The organism is Caballeronia sp. ATUFL_F1_KS4A (genome assembly GCF_023630905.1).
Classification (GTDB): domain Bacteria; phylum Pseudomonadota; class Gammaproteobacteria; order Burkholderiales; family Burkholderiaceae; genus Caballeronia; species Caballeronia zhejiangensis.
Window position 1 is genome coordinate 267,352 of sequence record NZ_JALQEB010000002.1, and the last position, 15,587, is coordinate 282,938.

Sequence of the window (15,587 nt, forward strand, 5' to 3'; positions counted from 1 at the left end):
CGGCGTCAGTCGAACAGGGTTTCGAGCGCGGACGCCGCTTCGCTGTCCACCGTGTTGTACGTCACCGTCGACGCCTCGAAGATGTAGTGCGTCGTGTACTTGCCGAGGCGCGAGAGAATCTCCTCCTGAATCACCTCGGGCGCGAGATCGATCTTCAGGAACCACGTCGTCGACGACAGCCGCGTCTGAAAAGAGCCGTACTCGGCGAGCAGGTGGTCGAACGTTTCTGCGTCCTGATCCCGGCACACGATGACCAGATTTCCCTTCATGCAATCCTCCCGATTCACGCCAGCGGCATTCGATTTCGAACATCGATGATACCTGCGCGATGCGTGCGCGTCGCGGCACGCGCATGACCGTGCGGTGACTCGACGCGCCGGTTCGGCCGGCTACTTGCCGGCCAGCGTGTCTTCGGGATGCCGGGTGGACGGGCCGGGATCGGCGGGGCGCACTTCGCTGCGGTCGCGCCCGCGCGATTTCGCCTCGTAAAGCGCGAGGTCGGCGCGCGAGAGAATCCATTCGAGCGCGTCGTCGGGCGCGAGCTCCGTGATGCCGATGGATACCGACAGCGTCGCGTCGTCCGGCAGATGCGCGCAGTGCTCGTGATGGAAGCGCTTCCGCAGGCGCTCAAGCACGGCGTGCGCGTCGGCGAGCGGGGTTTGCGGCAGCAGGATGCCGAATTCCTCGCCGCCGAGCCGCCCGATCGCATCGCTCGGACGAAGCTGCGCACGGCACACTTCGACGAAATGCTCCAGCGCGCGATCGCCCGACGCGTGCCCGAAGCGGTCGTTGATCTGCTTGAAGTGATCGAGATCCGCGATCGCCACCGACAGCGGGGTGCCGACCGAGCGCGCGAGCTCCACTTCGTGACGCAGCGTGTCGAGGAAATAGCGGCGCGAGAGGGCGCCGGTGAGCGCGTCGTGGCGCGCTTCGGCCGAAAGCAGCGTATTGGCCGACTGGAGCTGTTCAGCGAGATCGCGGGTCGCGCGGTGCAGGCGCCGCTCACGCGAATACGACGTCGCGATCACGATCGCGAGCGTCACGACGCCGAGCATCGTCAGGAACACGAGGAAGCGGTCGCGGCTGTGATTGCGGCTGATCTCCGGCCAGCTCGTGAGCGGATGCACGATATGCGCCGACAGTCCCGAATTGAGACCCGTGCGCTCGTCGTAGAGCGAAGGCACGTTGCTGCCGTTCGCGGCGTAGAAGGTTTGCGCGAGCGCGGGCGCGAGCCAGTGCTCCGAGGCGCGCATCTGCTCGCCGATGTGCGCGATGCGCAGCTCCGGAAACGACTCGCGCCGATAGTGCTCGACGCGTTCGCGCTCCGTCATGCGCGCGATGGGCGCATTGGGCATCGCCTGGTATTCGAGCCGGCCGTCGTGCGCCATCACGACGACGCCGTTTTCATCGGTCACGAAGGTGCCGGCGCGCGACACCCAGTGCCGCAGCCGGTCGATGCTCACTTTGGCGATCACCGCGCCGACCAGGATGCCGTCTTCGTAAGCGGGCGCCGCGATGAAGATGCCCGGCTCGCCGGACAGCCGCCCGACGCCGTACATCTCGACGAAGCCGCCGAGCAGCGCGCGGGCGACATAGCCCCGGGCGCTCATGTCGTAGCCGATGAAGCTGTCGTCGTCGGCGGCGTTGCTCGACGCAATGCAGAAGCCGCGCTCGTTGACGAGCCAGATCGAGTCGAGGCCGGAGAAGCCCTGCGCGTCGTGCAGGAAGTGATTGACCTTTTCGAGCGCGGGGCGCGCGGTCCAGTCCTTGCGGCGTTCGAGTTCCGTCCCGGCCGGGTTCGAGGCATAATTCCGCGACTCCGCGAGCGCGCGCTGCGTGAGGTCCATCTGCGCGAGCGTGGCGGGAATGGCGCGCGACATCGCCAGATCGCTCGCGATGATCTGCGCCATGTTGTCGACGATCGACCCCGCCATCTGACGCTCGGTACGCACCGTCGCCGTCATCTCCTGTTGTACCATTCGGTCCGACAACAAGCCGGCGGCCACCCAGCACGCGCACGCCAACGCGGCGATGCCGAGCGTCGCGATCACACGGTGCAGGATGAGTTTGTTCATCGGACGCGCGCGCATGGGAGGTTCACGCGAGACAAAGGTCGCATGCGCCATGCCGGCCATTCGGCGCGGTGTGCACATGGCGGTCGACGCGGGCGTGTGGATTGCAGCGCGTGATGTCTGCCGTATTCCGGCTTGTGCTCGCAACGGGGCGGCGGGCGCGGCTCAGGCGGTTATTCGGCTCGGATCTGGCGTCTCGCATCGCATCGGCGCTCAAATTATTGTTTGTGATAAGCCCAGATTGGACGATGTTTTTTGCCGCCTATCAAGCGCCATGTCACGGCGTGCGACGTCTGTCCAACACAACGGACGCGCGCCGGGCGCACGCGCTGGCGCTTCTTCGTCGAATAGCGGCGAGCCGCAGCCAAACTGAAAGGAAGCGAAAGCACGAGCGCCGGGCGCATTCGACGCGGGCTGCCCTTCATTTTGCCCGTGCCGTGCCGAAGAGCAACAGAAACATCGCATGATTCGCGTGCCGGACCGCATGAAGGTTGTGCCTGTCACGCGGGTTGGTGTAGTGTCGCGCGGTTCAGAACGGGGATCGTCTGACGCGGCGACTGCCTGGCGCCGCGCTGCGAGCTGAACGTGTCGTCGTTTCGGCGGCTCCGTGCGTTGAGCATGGGGTCGTCCCGGGCAGAGGCTTCTTGCCCGCCTGACGGTTATCTGCCGTCGGAAGCAACATCCCGCGCCCGGCGCGGTCGGAACAAAGCCTTACGGGGAGGGCCTTGCATGGAATTTGGTTTCAATCTGAATCGCACGGCGAATGCGTCGGCGTGGCGGATCCTGCCCAACCGCTGGGATTTCGTCGCGTTCCCGATGATCATCTGCATCATCGCGCTCGCCGCAGTCGGTTTCCACGAGACCCTGGCGCCGATCTCGACCCTGCAGACCCAGGCGATCTCGCTCGACCCCGCGAATCTCCCCGAATACGCGTTGCGCACGACCTTGCGCATGCTGCTGGCGATGGTCGCGTCGCTCATTTTCACGCTGATCTACGGCACGCTCGCGGCGAAGAGCCGGCGCGCGTCGATCGTGCTCGTGCCGATTCTCGACATTCTCCAGTCGGTGCCGGTGCTGGGCTACATCTCGTTCACGGTGACGTTCTTCCTCGCCATGTTCCCGGGGCGCGTGATCGGCGCCGAATGCGCGGCGATCTTCGCGATCTTCACGAGTCAGGCGTGGAACATGACGTTCAGCTTCTATCAGTCGCTGCGCACGGTGCCGCGCGATCTGGACGAAGTCTCGCGCGGTTTTCATCTCACCAACTGGCAGCGCTTCTGGAAGCTCGAAGTGCCGTTCTCGATGCCGGGCCTCATCTGGAACATGATGATGTCGATGTCGGGCGGCTGGTTCTTCGTGGTCGCCTCCGAGGCGATCACGGTCGGCAACCGCACGATCGTACTGCCGGGCATCGGCGCGTATCTCGCGACCGCCATCGGCGAGCGCAATCTCTCCGCGATCGGCTGGGTGATTCTCGCGATGACCGTCGTCATCCTGGCCTACGACCAGTTGATGTTCCGCCCGCTCGTCGCGTGGGCGGACAAATTCCGCATGGAGAACACGAGTTCCGGCGACGAGCCGAAGTCGTGGCTGCTCGACCTGATCCGCCGCACGCGCCTGATTCATCGTCTGCTGGTTCCGGCCGGCTGGATTCTCGCGAAGGCGGCGCGCGTGCCGATCAAGCTGCCGTCGCTGCAGGGCGCGCTGGAAAACGTCGGCCTGCCGCTGCGCGCGAAGGTGCCGTCCACGCGCGCGGGCGATATCGCGTGGGGCACGGCCGTGCTGCTAGTCACGGTGTTCGTCGTGTGGAAGGTCGCGTCGTTCGTCGCGACGGGCGTCACGTGGAGCGAAGTCGGCCACGTGTTCGTGCTCGGCTTCATCACGCTCTTGCGCGTGGTCGTGCTGATCGCGATCGCTTCGGTGATCTGGGTGCCGCTCGGCGTGCTGATCGGCCTGCGCCCAGCGCTCGCCGAGAAGATCCAGCCGCTCGCGCAGTTCCTAGCCGCGTTCCCGGCGAACCTGCTGTTTCCGGTGTTCGTCGTCGTGATCGTGCGCTGGCATCTGAACCCGGATATCTGGCTCTCGCCGCTGATCGTGCTCGGCACGCAGTGGTATATCCTTTTCAACGTGGTGGCGGGCGCGTCTTCCTACCCGAACGATTATCGCGAGGCCGCGACCAACTTCCAGATTCGCGGCTGGCAGTGGTGGAAGAAATGCATGCTCCCCGGCATCTTCCCTTACTACATCACCGGCGCGATCACCGCTTCGGGCGGCGCGTGGAACGCGAGCATCGTCGCGGAAGCGGTGTCGTGGGGCAAGACGGAGGTTGTCGCGCATGGTCTCGGCGCATATATCGCCCAGACGACCGCCGCGGGCGACTATCCGAAAATCATTCTTGGCATCGCCGTGATGTCGCTGTTCGTCACGCTGTTCAACCGACTGTTGTGGCGCCCGCTATACGCCTACGCCGAAGCAAGACTCCGGCTGGATTGAGGACGAGTTCCGATGCAGAACCTGAAAACTACGCAGACGTCCGCTGCGCAAGACTCGCGGCGACCCCAGGGCACGCCGCCGCGTCTCGGCGCGGAAATCCTGCGCGTCGCGAACGTGAGCCGCGGCTTCAACAAGACGCAGGGCGAACTGCTCGTGCTCGACGATGCGAATCTCTCGCTGCGCGAAGGCGAGATCGTCGGGTTGCTCGGACGTTCGGGCTCGGGCAAGTCGACACTTCTGCGCATCATCGCCGGGCTGATCGAGCCGACGGGCGGCGAAGTCACTTATCTGAACGAGCCGTTGCGTGGTCCCGCGAAGGGCGTCGCGATGGTGTTTCAGACCTTCGCGCTGTTTCCGTGGCTGACCGTGCTGCAGAACGTGGAAGCGGGTCTGGAAGCGCAAGGCGTGGCCGCGCGCGAGCGGCGCGAGCGCGCGCTGGCCGCGATCGACCTGATCGGTCTCGACGGCTTCGAGAACGCGTATCCGCGTGAATTGTCGGGCGGGATGCGTCAGCGCGTGGGTTTCGCGCGGGCGCTGGTCGTCGATCCGACCTTGCTGTTGATGGACGAGCCGTTCTCCGCGCTCGACGTGCTCACCGCCGAAAACCTGCGCACCGACCTGCTCGATTTGTGGACGCAAGGGCGCATGCCGATCAAGTCGGTGCTGATCGTCACGCACAACATCGAGGAAGCGGTGTTCATGTGCGACCGCATTCTCGTGCTGTCGTCGAATCCGGGCCGCGTGATGGCCGAGATCAAGGTGCCGTTCAAGCATCCGCGCAATCGCCTGGATCCGGCGTTCCGGCGTCTCGTCGACGATATCTACGCGAAGATGACCGCGCGGCAGATGGGCGAAGCGAAGAAGAAGGGGCTGGAGTTGGGAAGCTGGCTGCCCGAAGTCTCGACGAACCTGATGGCGGGTCTCATCGAAACGCTCGCGGCCGAGCCGTACCACGGCCGCGCGGACATGCCGGAAATCGCGCGGTCGCTGCATCTCGAAGTGGACGATCTCTTCCCGATCGCGGAAGTGCTGCAACATCTCGGTTTCGCGGACGTGCGCGAGGGCGACATCTATCTGACGCCGCAGGCGCGCGTGTTCGCGGAGTTCGGCACGCAGGAGCGCAAGATGATGTTCGCGGAGCATCTGCTGCGGCACGTGCCGCTGGCGGCGCGGATCAAGAAGGTGCTGAACGAGCGGCCTGGGCATCGCGCGCCGCGCTTGCGCTTCGAGCAGGAACTGGAGGACTTTCTCTCCGACAAGGCCGCGCAGGAAACGCTCGATGCGGTTATCGACTGGGGCCGCTACGGGGAAATTTTCTCGTACAACGATCAGACCGAGATGCTGAGCCTGGAGGACGTGGAGGCTTGAGTTTCCTGTGGATGCAAGCACGCGAAGCGCGGTTGCCGGCGACGGCGCCGCGCTTTTTCTTTGCGCGTTGGCCGTTTGGCTGAATGTTCGCGCGGTGCGTTGAATCGTACCGTTTTCGTCTTGAACAGTGTTGCTGCGTGTGTAAAGCTACACACGCAGCGTTCGGAGACGAGATGGATTCATCGCGCTTGATACGAATGCTGCTGGATGACGGGTGGGAGCGCGTTCGCTCGCGCGGCAGTCATCACCAGTTCAGACACAGGACCAAGACCGGTTGTGTGACTGTGGTTCATCCAAAGAAAGACGTGGCGATCGGGACCGTCAGATCGGTACTCAAAGCCGCCGGATTGCTCAACCGTCTGTATTCGTCGTAACGGAGTTGGACATGGAGTTTGCCCTCGCCATTCACAAGGATCCTGATAGCTGCTACGGCGTGACCGTGCCCAATGTGCCCGGCGTTTTTTCGGCCGGCGATACGATCGACGAAGCGATTCATAACGCCCGGGAAGCCATCTTCTTCCACATCGAGTCGATTATCGAAGACGGCGGGGAAGTCGAAATCACGTCGCGAAGCATCGAGGAACTGATCGTCGATCCCGACTTCGCCACGGCAATCTGGGCCTACGTCGAAGTCGATCTCTCGAAGCTCGACTCGCGTCCCGAGCGCATCAACATCAGCCTGCCGCGATTCGTGCTGCGCAAGATCGACAGCTACGTCGAGGCGCGCCACGAAACCCGCAGCGGCTTTCTGGCGCGGGTCGCGCTCGAAGCGATCGCGAACGGCTGAGACCGCAAAAAACGCGGCGCCCGTGAGGGGCGCCACGCGTTCGATATCCAGCCGCGGGAAACCTACTGCAGATTCCCCCAACGCTCGACGGCCGGTTCCGCCGACGCCCATTTCCATCCTTCGGACTGCTGGCAGGCCGTAGCGACGAACCACTCGGCGGGCGCTTTCGCATCGTTGCCATCGACGACCGAAAACGCGAATTCCTTGCAGCTCGCGAGCGCGCTATTGAACTCGCGCAGCACGCGCACCTCGCCGTGGCCGTTCTCGACCGGCAACGTATGCTTGACCTTCCATGGCCGCGTTTCGCCGACCTGCGACATGCCCGCCGTCACCGCGATCATGACCTGCTGATCCTGATGCAGCGATTTCATCGTGCGCGCGACGAGTTCGTCGGTGGCGGCCTGCACCGCGATGCCGACGCCCAGGCCCACAGCCGGGTTCGTCGTGAACGCGCCGGTCGCGACGCCCGCCACCGCACCCGTCGCGGCGCCGATCGATGCGCAGCCGCTCATCGTCACGCACGCGGCCGCGCCGGCAGCGACGAGCCCAAGACGCAGCGCAAAAGATACGTCGAAAGACAGCGTCATTGCAGGGCGCCCCAGCGCGGCGTAGCCGGTTCGGCCGACGCCCACTTCCACTTGTTGCCGTCGCGGCAAACCGATGCCACGTAGAACGCGCTGTCGGCGGGGCGGTCCTTGGTCGCGTCGCGATCGACGGAAAACACGATCTCCTTGCATTCGAGCACGCCGCTGCTGATGGTGCGGCTCACCGTCACGCGGCCTTTTTCGTCGTCCTCGATCGGCACTGAATGCACGGCCTTCCACGGCGCAACCGCGCCGACCGCGAGCGGACCGGCGACCGTCGCAATCTGATCCTGCGAGTAGGTATGCGCGACGCGCTGCGTGTACTGCACGCCCGCGCGCGCGGCGGCGACCGCGCCGAGGCCGATGCCCGTTGCGACGGCGGCGTTGCTGGTGACACTGTTTGCCACCGCGGCGCCCGCGATACCGGCGCCGGCCGTCGCGCCTTCGCTGTAGAGCGAGTTGCATCCGCTGAGACTCACGCAAGCGATGGCGCCCGAAACGATCGCGGCGAGCGCGGCGGCACGCGACCCGCGCCGATGAACCCTGATCTGCATGTTGCTTTTCCTTCGTCTTCCGTTTCCCGACGCTTGCGATCGGGGTTCGAGGGGCTCGAATCTACTTGAGGTTCCGCCCTCAAGTCACCGCCCGGCAATGCGAAGCGACGAAACGCGCACGCGGGCTCCGCGCATTTTGAAGCATGCTTCTAATTACCGGTTTGAGAAAATTGCAAGAAATTGCAAGCGTGAAGAGCACGTTTCGATCCACATACCGCTCCGAGGGCGAAAAAAAAGCGAGCGCGGATGTCTGCGCTCGCTTCCCGGTCATGCGGATATCGCCTCGGATACGCTTCAGCTTTCGCTATTCGACGACGCGTCGCTGCCCTCGGTGTCCTCGTTTTCGTACGCGCCCAAGCGGTTGTACAAAGTCTTCAGACTCACCCCGAGCGCTTTCGCGGCGCGCCGCTTGTCGCCGCCGCAGTGTTTGAGCGTGCCGAGGATGATCTGCTTCTGCGCATCGGCGAGCGGCGTACCGACCCAGACGTTCATCGCGTCGCCTTGCGTGACGGGCTTCTTCACGCGCGATGCGAGATGCGGATGCGCGATCTCCACCGTCTTCTCCGCCAGAATGAACGCGCGATAAACCGTGTTCTTCAGTTCGCGCACGTTGCCCGGCCACGAATACGTGCGCAGCACGTCGAGCGCGCGTTTGCTGAAGACCTTGTTCGTGCCTTCCTGCGCGTTCATTTCGGACAGGAAATGCTGTGCGAGCAGTTCGCGATCCGAATCGCGCTCGCGCAACGGCGGCGCGCGCAGCGGGAATACGGCGAGCCGGTACATGAGATCCTCGCGCAGGCCGTTTTCCTTCACGGCCGCGACAGGATCGCGGTTCGTCGCCGCGATCACGCGCACATCGGAGCTGATGAGATCGTTGCCGCCGACGCGAAAGAACGTGCCTGTTTCGAGCGCGCGCAGCAGCTTGACCTGGCGCACGGGCGACATCTCGGTCACTTCGTCGAGGAAGAGCGTGCCGCCGTTCGCATGCTCGAAATAGCCGATGCGTCCCTGCACCGCGCCCGTGAAGCTGCCTTTCTCGTGGCCGAAGAGCTCGGCCTCGATGAGATTGTCGGGAATCGCACCGCAGTTCACCGCGATGAACGGCGCGTCCTTGCGCGCGCTGTGGTCGTGAATCGTACGGGCGACGAGCTCCTTGCCTGTGCCCGACTCGCCGATGATGAGCGCGGTCGCATCGGTCGCGGCCACGCGCTCGATTTGCGCGTACAACTCCTGCATCACGGGCGACGAGCCATAGAGCAGTCCATAAGACTTCAAGCCCGGCACTTCCCCCGTGTTGCGTTTTCTTTGCGCGGGTGTATCGCCGACCGCGGCGGGCGGCTGATCCAGATCGGTTGACGCCATGTGTCCTGATCGTTCCTGAGTGCTGCGTATGTAGTGGGCGGGCGGCGGACTCGCGCGGGCGCTTCCGGTTGCAATCGGCCTGGCGCGGCTCGGCGCGCGCGAGCGGCGCAACCGTGGATGACCGCGCGCATCGGCATATGACGCGCCCTTGCGCGCTGCCCTTGAGACTCACGCGATCCGTGAGCGTCGTTCCTGGTTGAGCGTCGGTCCAGGCGCGTCTGCATCGGCTGCTTGTTCAGAGCCGGTTCGTTGCAAACGCACCTATCTCATAAACGCTATTTAACCATTCGCAACGACATTGCGGCAATGCGCGGGCCGGCCGTTCAGCGCATTTTGTCTGCATCGCGCGGGCCCTCGCGGCGCTTCCGGAAAGGTTCTCCTTGCCGTACTGAAAATTTACAAGGCGACGGCGTAATTGTTACCCGATCGTCGGCGGGTTCGCCTCCCATCGGCAGTCCTACGCGGTGTCGCCGGATCTGGCACGAAAGCTGCAAGATAGGGCTCACATCGTGACTCATATTCGAAAAATTGCCGACGGGCGCGGTCTCGGAGGCGCACACACGAGGATGGGCGAGAGAGGCAACGCATCATGGAAGACATTTTCAACTTCGACGGGGGCGCACATCCGCGCTCGATTCCCACGCGGCCGGCCCGGACCCGGAAGGAACTCACGGCCGGCGAGCCGATCGACATCTATCACTGGGCCGCTGTCGCGCTCGTGACCGCGCTGATGTGCGCGGTGCTAGGCTATGCGGCGGGCACGCCAGCGCTCGCGCGTGCCGCGAACGTAACGAGCCTCGTGTTCGGCGCGATGGGCGGCGCGTTGATGGCGAGCGGCGTCGTGCGCAGCCTGCGCGCGCGGAGCGCGGCGGGCGAGCGCCTCCGCGTCGCGGGCGTGCCGGTCGCCGAAACGCGCTGACGCGCGCCGACGATCCCGACAAACCCACTTGGGCGAGGACTACATTCCATGAGTCAAACGACTGTCCAGCTTGCGTTGGGCAAGCAAAAGATCATCGAAGACATCAAGGTGCTGCTGAACGACGCGGAGGAATTGCTGCGCTTGTCGGCGACGCTGCCAGGCGAGGGCGTCGATGCGCTGCGCTCGCGTCTGCGCGATCACGTCGATTCGGCGCGCGGCGCGCTCGAAGATGCACAGGCGAGTGCGCAAAGCCGATACCGCGCAGGCGTCGATTGCACCGAGAAATACGTGAAGGACAATCCCTGGCAATCGCTCGGCATGGCGGCGGGCGTCGGTTTTCTGGTGGGACTTCTGGTTTCGCGGTGATTTACAGCTTTATCGCTCCGGCCGGCTTTCCTGACAGCGGCGATTTTCATTAGACGAAGGAGAGAACACAAATGGCACGGCCTTCAATCGGAATTTTCGGCGCGCTGTTCGCGCTAGGCGGCGTTCTCGCATGGAAGTGGGTGCAGTCTCAGGACGCCGGGCGGCGCACTGCACGCGATCTGAGCCGTTGGGAAGACGAGGGCGGCAAGGTGCTCACGCCCGCCACCGGCGCGAGCGGGCAGGCGGTAAATGGCCACGGTGCGGTCGGCGGCACCGCCGATGCATGGCATTTTCCGCGGAGTTGATTCACTTCAGACATTCGGCCGAATTAATGGTCCGATCAATCAAACGCACGCTGGACCAGCGTGCGTTTTCATCTTGATAAACGCTTATAATCAGTGAAACTTCGGCCATAAGTTGCCTAAATGGAAAAACTTACTTGGGCCGAATAAAGCGTGCAGAAATCGGAAATTATTTTATTTTTCGCGCATTCTGCGTGACGCCGATTATCTTTTTTCGGCCGTAACCGCGAATCGCACCGGCCCGTGCGGCAGCGCCGCCGCGCGGAGAAGACCACGCCGCCACCTGGCGTGTGACCCTGAAACGCTTAGGAAGAATTCGAAACGCAATGCCACACGTATTGATTGTCGATGACGATCCCAGTACCCGCGAGGCGCTAGCCGCGATCATCGGCGAAGACGGATTGACGACGGCCACCGCCAGCGATCTGCGCGAGGCGCGCATCCAGCTCGTGCGGCAAACGCCGGACGTCGTATTCACCGATCTCAAACTGCCCGATGGCACGGGCGTCGACCTGTTCGAGGATCTCGATCCGCGCTCGGGCGTCGAGTTCATCGTCATTACGGGACACGCGACGGTGGAATCCGCCGTCAGCGCGCTCAAGATGGGCGCCGCCGACTACCTCGTCAAGCCGATCAACATGCAGCGCGTGAAGGCCATCCTTTCGCGCCTGCCGCGCGCCGGCGACCTGAAAGCGGAAATCGGCACCTTGCGCGGCGAATTGCGCCGCATGGGGCGCTTCGGTCTGATGCTGGGCAATTCACCTGCCATGCAGACCGTCTACGACCAGGTCGGCCGCGTCGCGCCGACGGCGGCATCGGTGCTGCTCATCGGCGAGTCGGGCACCGGCAAGGAAGTCGCCGCGCAGACGCTGCACGAGCTCTCGCTGCGCCGCAAGCATTCGTTCATCGCGGTGAACTGCGGCGCGATCTCGCCGAACCTGATCGAATCGGAGATGTTCGGCCACGAGCGCGGCTCGTTCACGGGCGCGGATCGGCAGCACAAGGGTTATTTCGAACGCGCGAACGGCGGCACGCTGTTCCTCGACGAAATCACCGAAATGCCGATCGAGCTTCAGGTGAAACTGCTGCGCGTGCTGGAGACGGGCATGTTCATGCGCGTCGGCACGACCAAGGAAATCGAGACGGACGTGCGCCTGATCGCCGCGACCAATCGCGATCCCGAGCAGGCCGTGCTCGAAGGCAAGCTGCGCCTCGACCTTTATCACCGTCTGAACGTGTTCCCGATCAACCTGCCGCCGCTGCGCGAGCGCGGCAAGGACGTCGAGCTGCTCGGCCAGGCGTTTCTCGACGAACTGAACGCACGGTACAACACGAAAAAGGATTTCCCGCCCGCCGTCCGCGAGATGCTGGCGTCGTACAACTGGCCCGGCAACGTGCGCGAACTGAAGAACTACGTGCAGCGCGCGTACATCATGTCGGCGTCGGACTCGGACAGCACCGCGACCGTGCCGCTGCAGATTTCGCTTTCGAAGCCGTCGGCGGGCACGGCGGTGACAATTCCGTTCGGCACGTCGCTCGCGCAGGCTGACCGTCAGCTCATTCTGGCGACGCTCGATCAGTGCGGCGGCGTGAAGACGCGCGCGGCGGAAATCCTCGGCATCAGCCTGAAAACGCTCTATAACCGGCTCGTCGAGTACGGCGAGGATGCGAACAAGGCTGCCGTCGGCGAAGGCGGCGACATAAGCGATTCCGACAGCGAAAATCCCTGAACTTCGCGTATCTTTAGACAAATCGACGCCTGCGGCTTGTAAAACCGCAGGCGTTTTTCATTGGCAGGCGCGTTTTCTACGCCGATAATGTCTCAGAAGCGAACGTAGCCGATGTGTCTCAGGGGCATGGCCCTTGCTGCCGATCGAATGACATCCGCGCAGTCGCGCCAGTGCGTGTCGCGGATGGGAAAAGTACGATCACAAGACCGCAAGGAGCCCATCATGTCACTCAACATGTCGATCCGCGCTTCCGACGATGCCCGTTTCGAAGCTCAGACGCCGCAGCCGCCGGACCCGCCGGTGACGCCGCCGGACCAGCCGCCGCCCACGCCGATTCCGCCCGACACCAATCCGGACCCGACGCGCGAGCCGCCCGAACCGCCGTCGCAGCCGATCGGCGATCCGCCGCCTGGACCGGGCGATCAGCCGCATGTGCAATAGCGTGTCAGAACGATGTTGAACCGCAGACGTTGGACAATGCCCAGAATTCGTGCAAGGTTTGAATAAGTTTCCATCCCGGACGTAGGGATTACAACGGATGACGCAACGATGACCGGCGACACGTTCTGTCGCCGGTCGTTTTTTCTGAAGCCGCGCTCATCGCAGCGCATCGGTCCGACGCCGCCGACGTCACTATCGCGACGGCCTTCTTACCTGGAGGCATCATGAGGCATCCCGCACTTCGACGCTCCGCGCGTCATTCTTCCAAGCGCGAAGCGCGCGCCGAAGCCGCCAAGTCGGCCGGCACGCAGAGCGCGTCCGCACCGCCCGCCGAACACGATCCCGCCTCGCAGAACCGCCCCGCGCCTGGCGTTCCGCCCGATGGCGAACACAATCAGGGCGGCGTGCGGCGCGAAGGAATCGACTATCAGCGCGATTTGGGCTCCGAGCAGGACTCGTGATTTCAGCCGGCGGCGGCATCCGGCAAAAGAACAAAAATTTCTACGCGGCGCGCCTTCGTCGCGTGTTTTCGTTCGTCCGTAACATCTCCATACAAACTTTCGTTTACAAAAACGAACAAAAAGGCACAGCTTTTGCATACCCTTTATCGCCAATTCGAGCATGCAACGACAACTGATGAGGTGATGCTGTAATGAGCAGATTGATCGTGGTATCGAATCGCGTCGCACCGATCCAGGAAGGCAAGCCCAGCGCGGGCGGCCTCGCGATCGGCGTTCTGGACGCGCTCAAGGAGACTGGGGGCGTGTGGTTCGGATGGAGCGGCGAGATCGTCGGCGAATCGGGCGCGCCTGTTCTGGAGAACAGCGGAAAAGTGACCTACGCGACCGTCGGCCTGACGCGCCGCGATTACGACCAGTATTACCGAGGTTTCTCGAACGCCACCCTGTGGCCGACATTTCACTATCGCAACGACCTCTCGCGCTTCGATCGAGAGGAGTACGCGGGCTACATGCGCGTGAACGCGAGTCTTGCGGCCAAGCTGAAGACGCTGCTCAAGCCCGACGACATCATTTGGGTGCACGACTATCACATGCTCCCGTTCGCACAGGAGCTGCGCAAGCTCGGCGTCGCGAATCCGATCGGCTTCTTCCTGCATATTCCGTTTCCGGTGCCGGAGATGATGCGTACGGTTCCGCCGCATGAGGAACTGATCGCGGCGATGTGCCAGTACGACGTCGTCGGCTTTCAGACGGATGCCGACAAGCAGTCGTTCATCGATTACGTGGAACGCACGAGCCGCGGCCACTACAATGACGACGACGGCATGCTTCAGGCCTTCGGCCGCATGCTCAAGGTGGGCGCGTATCCAATCGGCATTTATCCGGACGCCATCGCCAAGGCCGCCGAGCAGTTCTCGAACCGCAAGCCGGTGAAAAGCCTGCGTGACAGCATGCGCGGCCGCAAGCTCATCATGAGCGTCGATCGTCTCGACTACTCGAAGGGTCTCGTCGAGCGCTTTCAGGCGTTCGAGCGCCTGCTGCTGAATGCGCCCGGCTGGCATGGGCGCGTGTCGCTCGTGCAGATCGCGCCGCCGACGCGCTCGGACGTGCAGACCTATCAGCGCATTCGACAGAATCTGGAAGGCGAGGCGGGGCGCATCAACGGACGTTTCGCGCAGCTCGACTGGACGCCGATCCAGTATCTCAACCGCAAATACGAGCGCAATCTGCTGATGGCGCTGTTCCGGCTCTCGCAAGTCGGCTACGTGACGCCGCTGCGCGACGGCATGAATCTCGTCGCGAAGGAATATGTCGCGTCGCAGGATCCGGCCGATCCGGGCGCGCTCGTCCTGTCGCAGTTCGCGGGCGCGGCGGACCAGTTGCCGGGCGCGCTCGTCGTCAATCCGTTCGATCTGTCGCAGATGTCCGAAGCGCTGGAGCGCGCATTGTCGATGCCGCTCGCCGAACGCCAGGCGCGTCACGCCGACATGATGGCGCCGCTGCGCGAGAATAATCTTTCGGTCTGGCGCGATTCGTTCCTGTCGGACTTGCGCAGCGTCGCGACGGCGACTTCCGTCACGGAGAAAACCGTCAAGACCGTGAAGCAGGGCGCGTCCGAAGCCAAGCGGCCGGCCGCCAAGGCCTGAACGCTCCGATTCGCCGATAGAGAGAACCCGCGCTTCGAAAGAAGCGCGGGTTTTTTACGCGCGGAACGGGACTTGCGGATTCATCGTGGACACGAACGAAGGAGGTCATGATGAGCGGAAGCACATTGAACCCGCCCGAAGACGACGGCGCGGAATACGGCAAGGGACACGGCACCGGCGCGCTCGGCCCGAGCGACTCGTCGGATAGCGGCTCCGACGTGCAGGGCGAAAAGCGCTATCCCGGCGACATCGAGGACGAGCTCGACGCCCACGCGCTCGGGCAGTCCGAGGCGGAGCTGAACAGCGATACGGACCGCTTCGGCACGGGCGAGGCGGCATCGGCGGATGGCGACAACAATCTGGAAGCCGATGCCGACATCCTGCCCGACGAAATCGAGGACGAAACGCGCGATCTCCCCGACGAGGACGCCGACCCCGCAGCCGATCGATCCTGACACGCATCGGCTGAGGCACACTGCAAGCGGCGCGCTCCGGACGGAGC

At 63.8% G+C, this 15,587-nt stretch carries 17 protein-coding genes; 12 read left to right on the forward strand and 5 right to left on the reverse strand.

The features are described from left to right. Positions 1-5: 5 nt before the first annotated feature. Together NCS03_RS04330 and NCS03_RS04335 are read right to left on the reverse strand one after the other, a co-directional pair. Complete coding sequence (locus NCS03_RS04330; RefSeq protein WP_008350806.1) at positions 6-269, reverse strand: hypothetical protein; 264 nt, start codon at positions 267-269, stop codon at positions 6-8. A gap of 120 nt (positions 270-389) precedes the next feature. Next, positions 390-2,075 carry a sensor domain-containing diguanylate cyclase gene (locus NCS03_RS04335; RefSeq protein ID WP_250528801.1) on the reverse strand — a complete coding sequence of 562 codons (1,686 nt, stop codon included), beginning with the start codon at positions 2,073-2,075 and terminating at the stop codon, positions 390-392. 726 nt (positions 2,076-2,801) lie between these two features. Between NCS03_RS04335 and NCS03_RS04340 the strand changes: the two genes are divergently transcribed. The 4 genes from NCS03_RS04340 to NCS03_RS04355 all read left to right on the forward strand — a co-directional run bounded on the left by NCS03_RS04340 (position 2,802) and on the right by NCS03_RS04355 (position 6,720). Next, positions 2,802-4,565 (forward strand): ABC transporter permease, encoded by a 1,764-nt coding sequence (locus NCS03_RS04340; RefSeq protein ID WP_008350803.1) that lies wholly within the window; start codon positions 2,802-2,804, stop codon positions 4,563-4,565. A gap of 12 nt (positions 4,566-4,577) precedes the next feature. Beyond that, entirely contained in the window at positions 4,578-5,933 is a 1,356-nt protein-coding gene (locus NCS03_RS04345) for an ABC transporter ATP-binding protein (RefSeq protein WP_033536675.1), read from the forward strand. Between the two features lie 173 nt (positions 5,934-6,106). Continuing rightward, complete coding sequence (locus tag NCS03_RS04350; RefSeq protein ID WP_074168898.1) at positions 6,107-6,307, forward strand: type II toxin-antitoxin system HicA family toxin; 201 nt, start codon at positions 6,107-6,109, stop codon at positions 6,305-6,307. A gap of 11 nt (positions 6,308-6,318) precedes the next feature. Beyond that, positions 6,319-6,720 (forward strand): type II toxin-antitoxin system HicB family antitoxin, encoded by a 402-nt coding sequence (locus NCS03_RS04355; protein ID WP_175981817.1) that lies wholly within the window; start codon positions 6,319-6,321, stop codon positions 6,718-6,720. A gap of 62 nt (positions 6,721-6,782) precedes the next feature. Here NCS03_RS04355 and NCS03_RS04360 read toward each other — a convergent pair whose 3' ends face one another. The 3 genes from NCS03_RS04360 to NCS03_RS04370 form a co-directional block, all read right to left on the reverse strand. Beyond that, the gene (locus NCS03_RS04360; protein ID WP_250528802.1) at positions 6,783-7,307 is read right to left on the reverse strand and encodes a hypothetical protein; all 525 of its coding nucleotides are present in this window, start codon (positions 7,305-7,307) and stop codon (positions 6,783-6,785) included. Beyond that, a complete protein-coding gene (locus NCS03_RS04365; protein ID WP_008350798.1) occupies positions 7,304-7,858 on the reverse strand; it encodes a hypothetical protein in 555 nt (184 codons plus the stop codon). Before NCS03_RS04365 ends, NCS03_RS04360 begins: the two co-directional genes overlap by 4 nt. A 294-nt stretch (positions 7,859-8,152) precedes the next feature. Beyond that, positions 8,153-9,220 (reverse strand): sigma-54 interaction domain-containing protein, encoded by a 1,068-nt coding sequence (locus NCS03_RS04370; protein WP_008350797.1) that lies wholly within the window; start codon positions 9,218-9,220, stop codon positions 8,153-8,155. Between the two features lie 589 nt (positions 9,221-9,809). On the opposite strand from NCS03_RS04370, the gene NCS03_RS04375 reads away from it, so the two are divergent. From NCS03_RS04375 to NCS03_RS04410, 8 genes are all read left to right on the forward strand, one after another. Beyond that, complete coding sequence (locus NCS03_RS04375) at positions 9,810-10,139, forward strand: hypothetical protein (RefSeq protein WP_008350796.1); 330 nt, start codon at positions 9,810-9,812, stop codon at positions 10,137-10,139. Positions 10,140-10,187: 48 nt separating this feature from the next. Further along, positions 10,188-10,505 carry an ElaB/YgaM/YqjD family protein gene (locus NCS03_RS04380; RefSeq protein WP_008350795.1) on the forward strand — a complete coding sequence of 106 codons (318 nt, stop codon included), beginning with the start codon at positions 10,188-10,190 and terminating at the stop codon, positions 10,503-10,505. A gap of 71 nt (positions 10,506-10,576) precedes the next feature. Then, positions 10,577-10,810 carry a hypothetical protein gene (locus NCS03_RS04385; protein WP_008350794.1) on the forward strand — a complete coding sequence of 78 codons (234 nt, stop codon included), beginning with the start codon at positions 10,577-10,579 and terminating at the stop codon, positions 10,808-10,810. Positions 10,811-11,133: 323 nt separating this feature from the next. Next, positions 11,134-12,537 (forward strand): sigma-54-dependent transcriptional regulator, encoded by a 1,404-nt coding sequence (locus NCS03_RS04390; RefSeq protein ID WP_008350792.1) that lies wholly within the window; start codon positions 11,134-11,136, stop codon positions 12,535-12,537. 222 nt (positions 12,538-12,759) lie between these two features. Then, positions 12,760-12,978 carry a hypothetical protein gene (locus NCS03_RS04395; RefSeq protein ID WP_008350790.1) on the forward strand — a complete coding sequence of 73 codons (219 nt, stop codon included), beginning with the start codon at positions 12,760-12,762 and terminating at the stop codon, positions 12,976-12,978. A gap of 224 nt (positions 12,979-13,202) precedes the next feature. Further along, on the forward strand, positions 13,203-13,439 hold the full coding sequence (locus NCS03_RS04400; RefSeq protein ID WP_008350788.1) for a hypothetical protein: 237 nt from the start codon (positions 13,203-13,205) through the stop codon (positions 13,437-13,439). Between the two features lie 191 nt (positions 13,440-13,630). Then, positions 13,631-15,085 carry an alpha,alpha-trehalose-phosphate synthase (UDP-forming) gene (gene otsA / locus NCS03_RS04405; RefSeq protein WP_008350786.1) on the forward strand — a complete coding sequence of 485 codons (1,455 nt, stop codon included), beginning with the start codon at positions 13,631-13,633 and terminating at the stop codon, positions 15,083-15,085. Positions 15,086-15,192: 107 nt separating this feature from the next. Further along, positions 15,193-15,540: a hypothetical protein gene (locus NCS03_RS04410; protein ID WP_008350784.1), complete on the forward strand. Its 348-nt coding sequence runs from the start codon at positions 15,193-15,195 to the stop codon at positions 15,538-15,540. Positions 15,541-15,587 lie beyond the last annotated feature (47 nt).

Bases quoted from the DNA above. Each gene is read 5' to 3' on its own strand.
- NCS03_RS04330 (WP_008350806.1), bottom strand. From the start codon at position 269: ATGAAGGGAAATCTGGTCATCGTGTGCCGGGATCAGGACGCAGAAACG.
- NCS03_RS04335 (WP_250528801.1), bottom strand. From the start codon at position 2,075: ATGAACAAACTCATCCTGCACCGTGTGATCGCGACGCTCGGCATCGCC.
- NCS03_RS04340 (WP_008350803.1), top strand. From the start codon at position 2,802: ATGGAATTTGGTTTCAATCTGAATCGCACGGCGAATGCGTCGGCGTGG.
- NCS03_RS04345 (WP_033536675.1), top strand. From the start codon at position 4,578: ATGCAGAACCTGAAAACTACGCAGACGTCCGCTGCGCAAGACTCGCGG.
- NCS03_RS04350 (WP_074168898.1), top strand. From the start codon at position 6,107: ATGGATTCATCGCGCTTGATACGAATGCTGCTGGATGACGGGTGGGAG.
- NCS03_RS04355 (WP_175981817.1), top strand. From the start codon at position 6,319: ATGGAGTTTGCCCTCGCCATTCACAAGGATCCTGATAGCTGCTACGGC.
- NCS03_RS04360 (WP_250528802.1), bottom strand. From the start codon at position 7,307: ATGACGCTGTCTTTCGACGTATCTTTTGCGCTGCGTCTTGGGCTCGTC.
- NCS03_RS04365 (WP_008350798.1), bottom strand. From the start codon at position 7,858: ATGCAGATCAGGGTTCATCGGCGCGGGTCGCGTGCCGCCGCGCTCGCC.
- NCS03_RS04370 (WP_008350797.1), bottom strand. From the start codon at position 9,220: ATGGCGTCAACCGATCTGGATCAGCCGCCCGCCGCGGTCGGCGATACA.
- NCS03_RS04375 (WP_008350796.1), top strand. From the start codon at position 9,810: ATGGAAGACATTTTCAACTTCGACGGGGGCGCACATCCGCGCTCGATT.
- NCS03_RS04380 (WP_008350795.1), top strand. From the start codon at position 10,188: ATGAGTCAAACGACTGTCCAGCTTGCGTTGGGCAAGCAAAAGATCATC.
- NCS03_RS04385 (WP_008350794.1), top strand. From the start codon at position 10,577: ATGGCACGGCCTTCAATCGGAATTTTCGGCGCGCTGTTCGCGCTAGGC.
- NCS03_RS04390 (WP_008350792.1), top strand. From the start codon at position 11,134: ATGCCACACGTATTGATTGTCGATGACGATCCCAGTACCCGCGAGGCG.
- NCS03_RS04395 (WP_008350790.1), top strand. From the start codon at position 12,760: ATGTCACTCAACATGTCGATCCGCGCTTCCGACGATGCCCGTTTCGAA.
- NCS03_RS04400 (WP_008350788.1), top strand. From the start codon at position 13,203: ATGAGGCATCCCGCACTTCGACGCTCCGCGCGTCATTCTTCCAAGCGC.
- otsA (WP_008350786.1), top strand. From the start codon at position 13,631: ATGAGCAGATTGATCGTGGTATCGAATCGCGTCGCACCGATCCAGGAA.
- NCS03_RS04410 (WP_008350784.1), top strand. From the start codon at position 15,193: ATGATGAGCGGAAGCACATTGAACCCGCCCGAAGACGACGGCGCGGAA.